This is a genomic window from Terrabacter sp. P5_B1, assembly GCF_056400505.1.
The window spans coordinates 1-7338 of sequence record NZ_JBFULD010000216.1 but is presented as its reverse complement, the minus strand read 5'-3'; the positions used below and the strand labels follow the sequence as shown (position 1 = coordinate 7338).

At 72.5% G+C, this 7338-nt stretch carries 7 protein-coding genes and 1 pseudogene; 7 read left to right on the top strand and 1 reads right to left on the bottom strand.

Features of this window, described 5'->3' with window-relative positions:
• Positions 1-252: pseudogene (locus AC1DP0_RS15020) on the bottom strand (metallopeptidase family protein); the annotation flags it as partial.
• Between the two features lie 128 nt (positions 253-380).
• On the opposite strand from AC1DP0_RS15020, the gene AC1DP0_RS15015 reads away from it, so the two are divergent.
• From AC1DP0_RS15015 to AC1DP0_RS14985, 7 genes are all read left to right on the top strand, one after another.
• Complete coding sequence (locus AC1DP0_RS15015) at positions 381-773, top strand: DUF3499 domain-containing protein (protein WP_478085470.1); 393 nt, start codon at positions 381-383, stop codon at positions 771-773.
• An 8-nt stretch (positions 774-781) separates the two neighbouring features.
• Positions 782-2275 carry a phosphomannomutase/phosphoglucomutase gene (locus tag AC1DP0_RS15010; RefSeq protein WP_478085468.1) on the top strand — a complete coding sequence of 498 codons (1494 nt, stop codon included), beginning with the start codon at positions 782-784 and terminating at the stop codon, positions 2273-2275.
• Positions 2272-2481, top strand: coding sequence for a Trm112 family protein (locus AC1DP0_RS15005; protein WP_478085466.1), 210 nt, complete (start codon positions 2272-2274; stop codon positions 2479-2481). Before AC1DP0_RS15010 ends, AC1DP0_RS15005 begins: the two co-directional genes overlap by 4 nt.
• A 5-nt stretch (positions 2482-2486) precedes the next feature.
• On the top strand, positions 2487-3635 hold the full coding sequence (locus AC1DP0_RS15000) for an SIS domain-containing protein (protein ID WP_478085464.1): 1149 nt from the start codon (positions 2487-2489) through the stop codon (positions 3633-3635).
• 94 nt (positions 3636-3729) lie between these two features.
• Positions 3730-5121 (top strand): mycothione reductase, encoded by a 1392-nt coding sequence (locus AC1DP0_RS14995; protein ID WP_478085460.1) that lies wholly within the window; start codon positions 3730-3732, stop codon positions 5119-5121.
• 42 nt (positions 5122-5163) lie between these two features.
• Positions 5164-6090, top strand: a complete 927-nt coding sequence (locus tag AC1DP0_RS14990; RefSeq protein ID WP_478085458.1) for a DUF808 domain-containing protein — start codon at positions 5164-5166, stop codon at positions 6088-6090.
• Between the two features lie 197 nt (positions 6091-6287).
• Positions 6288-7232 (top strand): hypothetical protein, encoded by a 945-nt coding sequence (locus AC1DP0_RS14985; RefSeq protein WP_478085456.1) that lies wholly within the window; start codon positions 6288-6290, stop codon positions 7230-7232.
• Positions 7233-7338 lie beyond the last annotated feature (106 nt).

Here is a 7338-nt window from a genome sequence, read left to right as displayed (position 1 = left end):
GAGCGGGACCTCTCGGTGGTCCCAGGGGGCCGGGCCCCGGGGCACGTCCTCGACCGCGAACTCGACTGCGGGGAAGGCTCGCCCGCACGTTGCCTCGAGCCGAGCGGCGGCGTCGAGGACGAAGTCGTCGAACTCGTCGCGGCGCGAGACCATCGCCGGGACCGGTGGCCACGCCAGTGGGCCGCGGCGCCCACGTCCGTGCCGGTCGCGTCGCCGACGACGCCCGGGAGTGCGGGGCGAGGCGGTGTCCACGACCACACTCTAGATCGACGGGCAGGGCTCATGTCGCCGCACCGCCCGGCATACGCCCTCTCTGATCTCAGGCTCGGACGGCGTGGTGATTCGTCCTCTCGGTGAGGGCGGGGCTAGAGTCCCGGATCGTGGGTCTGACACGTGGTTGCTCGAAGACGGGATGTGCGCGTCCCGCCGTCGCGACCCTGACCTACGCGTATGCCGACCGCGCCGTCGTGGTGGGCCCGCTCGCGACCTACGCGGAGCCGCACACRTATGACCTCTGTCTCGAGCACGCTGAGCGCATGACGGCCCCACGCGGCTGGGAGGTCGTGCGCGTGGGCGGCGAGTTCCCCGAGCCCGCCCTCGCGGCCGACGACCTCGTCGCGCTGGCGGATGCCGTGCGCGAGGCCGGCCGCCCGCGTACCAGCCGACCGGCCGAGCCCCGCACGACCCCACGCGGCCAGGCGAGCGCCGAGGCCGAATCCGGCGCCGTCGAGTCCGGTCGCCGGGGACACCTGCGCATCCTCAAGGACTCCTGACCACTAGGGTGTTCGGCGTGCCCCACCTCGCAGACTTCGTCAAGGCCTACGACGTGCGTGGACGGGTGCCCGACCAGCTCTCGCCGGACGTGGCCCACGCCATCGGAGCCGCGTTCGCCGAGGTCGTGGCCGTCCCTGACGGTTCCGATGGTGTCGTCATCGGTCACGACATGCGTCCCAGCTCGCCCGAGCTGTCGGCGTCCTTCGCCGCCGGCGTGACCTCGCGGGGCGTGGACGTCACCGTCATCGGGCTCTGCTCCACCGACGGGCTCTACTACGCGAGCGGCGCGCTCGACCTGCCCGGCGCGATGTTCACCGCGAGCCACAACCCCGCGCAGTACAACGGCATCAAGCTGTGCCGCTCGGCAGCGCGTCCGGTCGGCCAGGACTCCGGCCTCGCCGAGATCCGTGACCTCGCGCAGTGGATGCTCGACGGCGGCTCGGGCCTGGCCCGTCCTGCCGGCGGCCCCGGGTCCGTGACGACCCGCGACCTGCTCGGTGACTACGCCGCGTTCCTGCGCAGCCTCGTCGACCTCTCCGGCTCGCGGCCGCTCAAGGTCGTCGTCGACGCCGGCAACGGGATGGGCGGTCACACCGTCCCTGCCGTGCTCGGGACGGGCGCCGGGCTGGCCCAGCTGCCCCTGGAGATCGTCCCGCTCTACTTCGAGCTCGACGGCACGTTCCCCAACCACGAGGCCAACCCGCTCGATCCCGCCAACCTCGTCGACCTGCAGGCAGCCGTTCGCGAGCACGGCGCCGACATCGGGCTCGCCTTCGACGGTGACGCAGACCGCTGCTTCGTCGTCGACGCCGACGGCGAGCCCGTCTCCCCGAGTGCCGTGACGGGTCTCGTCGCGGTGCGCGAGATCAACCGGGCACGCGCCGGTGGCGACACCACCGTGTCCATCGTGCACAACGTCATCTCGAGCGCGGCGGTCCGCGAGATCGTGCTCGAGGCCGACGCGACGCCGGTGCGCACCCGGGTGGGCCACTCGTTCATCAAGGCCGAGATGGCCCGGGCCGGCGCCGTCTTCGGCGGCGAGCACTCGGCGCACTACTACTTCCGCGACTTCTGGTTCGCCGACACCGGGATGCTCGCGGCCATGCACGTGCTCGCCGCCCTCGGCGAGCAGGACGCCCCGCTGTCCGAGCTCTGTGCCGAGTACGAGCGCTATGTCGCCTCGGGTGAGATCAACTCGACCGTGACCGACCAGGCTGCGGTCGTCGAGCAGGTTCGGGCCTGGGCGCAGGTGCGCGGGGCCACCACCGACGTGCTCGACGGACTCACCGTCAGCAGCCCCCAGGGGCAGACGCCGATGTGGTGGTTCAACGTGCGGGCCTCCAACACCGAGCCGCTGCTGCGGCTCAACGTCGAGGCGGCCGACCGTGAAACCATGCAGGGGGTGCGCGACGAGCTGCTCGCCCTCATCCGGTCGGGCGCCGCCGACGCCACAGACGAGGGCGGTTCCACCACCGCCCAGGACGCAGGAGACGCTTCGTGAACCAGAGTCAGCCGACCATCGAGCCGTGGCTGCGCGGCATCATCCGGTGCCCGCAGTGCAAGGGCGAGGTCATCGACGCGGTCGCCACCGACGCGCCCGGTGCCGCGGTCACCGAGCTGCGCTGCCCCACCTGCCAGCTCGCCTACCCCGTCGAGGGCGGCGTCCCCGTCCTCCTCGTCGACCTCGCCCGACGCACCGACGGCTGAGCCCGATGGGCGCCGTGTTCGACGAGGGTCGCCTCGATGACGAGGGCGCCCTGGCGTCCCTCGACTCCGGCGACACGCTCCGCGCCCTCGCCGGGGCCGGTGCCCAGGTGCGGCGCACGATGTCCGCCGCCGGAGAGGCCGGTCTCGACCGGCTGCGGGACGTCGAGCCGCGGGGTGTCGTCGTCGCAGCCGCAGGCGGCTCCGGCGCCGTGGCCGACCTCTTCGAGGCCGTCTCGCGCGGCGCGGCCGCCCTCCCGGTCCAGAGCTGCTCGTCCGGCTCCTTGCCGGGGTGGGTGGGCGCCCTCGACGTCGTGATCGCCGTGTCGCAGTCCGGTCGCGCGGCGGGCACCCTCGCCCTCGCCGCCGAGGCAGCACGGCGGGGCGCGTTCCTCGTCACGGTCGGTGCCGCGGACTCCCCGCTCGCCGACGTCTGCGCGCGGTCCMACGGCGTGCACGTGCCGATCGCCGTCAGCGGAGCCTCGTCACGCACCTCGGTGTGGGCGCAGGCCACCCCGGCGCTGCTCGCCGCCGATGCCTTGGGCATCGCCTCCGTCAGCCACGAGACGTTGTCCGAGCTCGCCGACCTCCTCGACCGCACGGCCACCGACGCGAGGCCGTCGTCCGAGTCGTTCGTCAACCCGGCGAAGATCCTCGCGACCGAGCTCGCCGAGTCGACCCCCATCGTCCTCGGCGAGGGGCCGTTCGGCGACGTCACCGCTCGCCGGGCCGCCGCGATGTTCGGTCGCACCGGTCGGGTGCCCGTCGCCCACGGGTGCCTGCCGGACGCCGCGAGCCAGATCGTCGCCTGCTTCGACGGGCCGTTGGCCCCGGGCCAGTCGGGCGGGGGCGGCAGCGACGACATCTTCGCCGACCCCTTCCTCGACGGCCCGACCAGGGCGCCGCTGCGCCTCATCATGCTGCGCGACACCTCACCCGGTGACGGGCACGGGCTGGCCGACACCATCGTCTCCGTCGCCGAGGACGCCGGTGTGCGCGCGTCGCTCGTCGATGCCCCCGCGGCCGACCCGCTGCTGCGCCTCGCCCACCACGTCGCCCTCACGGACTATGCCGCGACCTACCTCGCGCTCGGCTTCGGCTTCGACCCCGCGACGTCGCCGCACGTGCGGCTGCTGCGGGGCGCCCGCGGGGACTGACCGTTCGACCCACCGAGGGCGTATACGGCCCTGCCGTGCCCGCAGCGCCGGTGTCCGTTCCAGGACGGCGGGGAGTCCCACGTAGGCTGCCCCGGTGACGCAGCACTTCGACCTGGCCATCATCGGCAGCGGATCGGGCAACTCGCTCGTGACGCCCGACTTCGACGACAAGCGCGTCGCGATCATCGAGGGCGGGACGTTCGGCGGGACCTGCCTCAACGTCGGCTGCATCCCGACGAAGATGTTCGTCTACGCGGCGGACATGGCGCGCGACGTCCGGGAGGCCGGCCGATACGGCGTCGACGCCACGCTGCAGGGCGTGCGCTGGACCGACGTGCGCGACCGCGTCTTCGGACGCATCGACCCCATCTCGGAGGGTGGTCGGCGCTACCGCGCGGAGGGACCCAACACCACGGCCTACCTCGGCCATGCGCGATTCACCGGCGATCGCACGCTCACGGTCGCCCTCGGGAACGGCCGCGAGGAGACGCTGACGGCCGACCAGGTGGTCGTCGCCGCCGGCGCCCACCCCGTCGTGCCCGACGTCGTCACCGAGTCCGGGGTGCCCTTCCACACCTCCGACACGGTGATGCGCATCGACGCGCTGCCCGAACGGCTCGCGATCATCGGGGGCGGCTTCATCGCCGCCGAGATGGCCCACGTCTTCGCATCGTTCGGCGTGCACGTGACGATCCTGGCGCGGTCGTCGGTCCTGCTGCGGCACCTCGACTCCGAGATCGCGCAGCGCTTCACCGACCTCGCCCGCGAGCAGTGGGACGTGCGCACCGGCACGAACGTCGTCCGCGTCGAGCGCGGCGCCGGGGGAGCGGGGGTGCGCCTCCACCTCGACAGCACCGCGGTCGTCGATGCCGACCTCCTCCTCGTCGCGACCGGCCGCCAGCCCAACACGGCCGAACTCGGCGCCGATGCCGGCGGCCTGCAGCTGCTCGACGACGGACGGATCGAGGTCGACGACCACGGGCGCACCAGCGCCCCGGGCGTCTGGGCCCTCGGCGACGTCAGTGCCCCCTACCAGCTCAAGCACGTCGCCAACGCGGAGGCGCGGACCATCGCGCACAACCTGGCGCACCCCGACGACCTGCGCCGGCTGCCGCTCGAGCACGTGCCCTCGGGGGTCTTCAGCCACCCCCAGATCGCGACCGTCGGGCTGACCGAGCAGGAGTGCATCGAGCAGGGGCGCGCCCACGTCACCTACGTCCAGGCGTACGGCGACACGGCATACGGCTGGGCCATGGAGGACACGACGGGCGTGTGCAAGCTCATCGCCGACCCCACGACCGGGCTGCTCCTCGGCGCCCACCTCATGGGAYCCCAGGCCACCTCGCTCATCCAGCCGCTCGTGCAGGGCATGGCCTTCGGCACGTCGGTGCACGACCTGGCCCGTGGCCAGTACTGGATCCACCCGGCGCTCGCCGARGTCGTCGAGAACGCGCTGCTCGGACTCAAGGTCGACGGCCCGGCCTGAGCGCGTTCCCAGCCGACTCCCAGACCGCCCTAGGATGACGCCATGGCAGGCGGACTCGTGGCCCTACTCGACGACGTCGCGGCGCTCGTGAAGCTCGCGGCGGCGTCCGTCGACGACGTGGGCGCCGCCGCCGCGAAGGCGAGCGTCAAGGCGACCGGAGTCGTCGTCGACGACACGGCCGTGACGCCACGCTACGTGGAGGGCCTGGCGCCCGAGCGCGAGCTGCCGATCATCAAGAAGATCGCGCTCGGCTCGCTGCGCAACAAGCTGCTCATCATCCTGCCGGTCATCATGGTGCTCAGCCAGTTCGTGCCGTGGCTGCTGACCCCGATCCTCATGGTCGGCGGCGCCTACCTCGCCTACGAGGGCGCCGAGAAGGTCTGGGAGATCCTCTCGGGTCACCGCGAGGAGGAGGCCGAGGCGGGCGAGGTCGACGAGAACGCCGTCGTCTCGGGCGCCATCCGCACCGACTTCATCCTCTCGGCCGAGATCATGGTCATCGCGCTGGGCGAGGTCGACACCGAGCCGTTCCTCTCGCGCCTGATCATCCTCGTCATCGTGGCCCTGCTCATCACGGCGCTCGTCTACGGCGTCGTCGGGCTCATCGTCAAGATGGACGACGTCGGCCTGCACCTGGCCGGGCGCGACTCGGGCGTGGCGCAGCGCGTCGGTCGTGGCCTCGTCCGGGGGATGCCGAAGCTCCTCTCGGTCCTCTCCACCGTCGGCATCGCGGCCATGCTCTGGGTCGGTGGCCACATCCTGCTGGTCGGGGTCGACGAGCTCGGCTGGCACGCGCCGTACGACCTCGTCCACCACCTCGAGGAGGGCGTCGCCGGGGTCGCCGGCATCGGCGGGCTGCTCGCCTGGCTCGTCAACACGCTCGCGTCGGCGGCCATCGGCCTCGTCGTCGGAGCCGTCGTCGTGGCGGTCCTGCACGTCCTGCCACGTYGCTCCGCCGCCGCCCACTGACCTCCCCCCGAGATCCAGCCGCACACCTCCGGGCGAACCACACCGCGTATGCCGTGTGCTCGTGTACGCAGGGTGTGCCGACAGCGCTCGCGTGGGTCGACAAACTGCTCGTCCACACCCCACGCCGAACGCCGGGCGTCGTCCACAGGCGCGCAGCGACCCCGGCGCCCCACACCCGGCGCGGGCAGGCTCACGGCATGGACCTCGTGCCGTACTGCGCCGATGACGTGGTCGACGCCGCGAGCCTGCACGAGCGCGGTCTCACGTCGCACGACATCGAAGGGCTCTGTCGGAGTCGACGCCTGCACCGCCTCGTGCGGGGCTGGTTCGCGACCCGAGCGCCGAAGGATGCGGTCGACCGACACCTGCTGACCCTTCGTGCCCTGCTCCGCCACTTCGACGGCAGGGTCGCCGCGAGCCACCACTCGCGCCTTCTCATGGTCGGGATCCCTGTCTGGCGCGCCGACCTGTCCCGCGTGCACCTGACCCGAGTCACCGACCGAGGGTCACGATCTCGAGATGGCTACCGCGTGCATCCGGCGATCGCGGGGCTGCAGGTTCGGGACACGCCGCTCGGGCCGGGGACGTCGATCGCCGGAGCGATCGTGCAGACCGGCATCGTCAACGGTCCCATGGACGCTCTCATCGCAGCCGACGCCGCCCTCTACGCCGAACTCGTCACACCGGCGGGGCTCGAGCGGGCGCTCCGGCTCTTCGCAGGCCGCACCGGGGTCGCGCCGGTCCGCGCCGCGTTGGCACACGCCGACGGCCGGCACGAGTCGCCGGGGGAGACCCGGCTCGCAGCCGTGCTCCGCGACCTAGGGGTAGCCGCCACGCCACAGGTGTGGATTCACACCCGGCTGGGAGCCAAGCGTGTCGACGCCCTCCTCGACGGTCATTCCGTCGTGCTCGAGTTCGACGGCGCCGTCAAGTACTCCTCGTCGCGCACCAGCACGCGCGTCGACGACCGCGCCGAGAAGGGCGTCGACAACCCGCTGTTCGCCGAGAAGGTGCGCGAGGATGCGATCCGCGACGAGCACTTCGAGGTCGTGCGGGTGGTCTGGTCACAGCTCGACGCCCCGGGCGACATCCGCCGTCGGATCGATGCCGCGGTGGCCCGGTCTGCGCGCCGGGCGGCCTGACCCCGCGAACACGTCACCGCCAGCCGCACACCAACAGGCCAGCGGCACACCGTGCGAGATGTGCGTGGATCCTCGGAGAGTGCGGCTGTCTCGGACCGTCGTACCT